This is a genomic window from Methylobacterium sp. WL18 (assembly GCF_008040015.1).
Classification (GTDB): Bacteria; Pseudomonadota; Alphaproteobacteria; order Rhizobiales; family Beijerinckiaceae; genus Methylobacterium; species Methylobacterium mesophilicum.
The window spans coordinates 1-1,136 of record NZ_VRVD01001000.1 but is presented as its reverse complement, the minus strand read 5'-3'; the positions used below and the strand labels follow the sequence as shown (position 1 = coordinate 1,136).

Annotated in this window: 1 protein-coding gene and 1 pseudogene; both read right to left on the bottom strand. The window is 73.2% G+C overall.

Annotated elements, in window-relative coordinates:
- The coding region (locus FV228_RS30425) for an SPFH domain-containing protein (protein ID WP_147857816.1) at positions 1 to 782 on the bottom strand (782 nt) is incomplete at its 3' end.
- 17 nt (positions 783 to 799) lie between these two features.
- Positions 800 to 1,136 (bottom strand): annotated as a pseudogene (locus FV228_RS30420) (NUDIX hydrolase); the annotation flags it as partial.

The following is a 1,136-nucleotide window of genomic DNA, read 5'->3' as shown; positions in this document are numbered from 1 at the left end:
AGCCGGATCCGCTCGGCCTCGGCCGCCGCCTCGAGCCCCTGGGCCTCGGCGAGGCCGGCCGCCCGGTCGCGGGCGTTCTGCGTCTCCTGCACGATCAGGAGCGTCTCGCGCCGGGCCAGCTCGGTCTTGGTCGCGAGCTCGTTCTCCGCGATGGCCCGCTCCTTCTCGACCGCGAGGGCGCGGCGGGCGAAGGTCGCCTCGTCGGCCTTCTGCTGCAGCGCCTCGTAGGTCGGCGTCTGCAGGGCGCGTTCCAGCTCGCTGGTGGGTGCGAGGTTGGTGAGCCGCACCGACACCGCCGCGACCCCGATCTCGGCGAGCGCCGGGGCCGATGCCAGGACCGCCTCGAGGATCACCCGCAGCGGCTCGGGGCCCGCATCGAGCAGGGCGCCGATCGGCGCGGCGCCGAGATACTGCAGGACCGCCTGGCCGGCGATGCCGCTGAGGCGCGCCTCGATCTGCTCGATCGGCTCGCCCTGCAGGCGGCCGGTGGCGAGGTTGATCGAGAAATCGACCCGGCGTGCCAGCAGTTCGGGATCGACGACGTGCCAGCCGACCGTCCCCTGAACCGCGACCGTCTGGAAGTCCCGGCTGCGGCCGCGCACGAACAGCGTCATCTCGCGGTCGTCCACCGGCACCTCGCTGATGCTGGCGGTCTCGGGCCTGAACCAGAAGACCAGTCCCCGGCCGCTCTGGCGGACGCGGCCGCTGCTGTAGCGGATGACGTGGCGGCTCGCCTCGCTCCTCAGCTGGGCGATCAGGCCGATGTTGCGGATCGTAGCCATGATGTCCTCCTGGCGGGTCAACGGGACGTTCGGAACCGATAGAGCTCGGCCGGGCGGAACGCCGTGCCGGCCTCGCGCATGCCGGTCGGCTCCAGCCAGCCGCGGTCGAGCATGCGGCGGCGGAAGGCGGGCTTGTTCAGCGGCGTACCCAGGATCGCCGCGTGCACGTCCTGGAGCTGCCGGAGGGTGAAGGTCTCCGGCAGGAGCGCGAAGGCGACGTCCGAATAGTCGAGCTTGCCGCGCAGCCGCAGCACGGCGAGCGCCAGGATGTCGGCATGGTCGAAGGCCAGCGCGCGCGGTTCCCCGTCCGCCGGCAGGGCCGAGACGGGGCCGCCGGCCTCGCCCTCCCAGGGC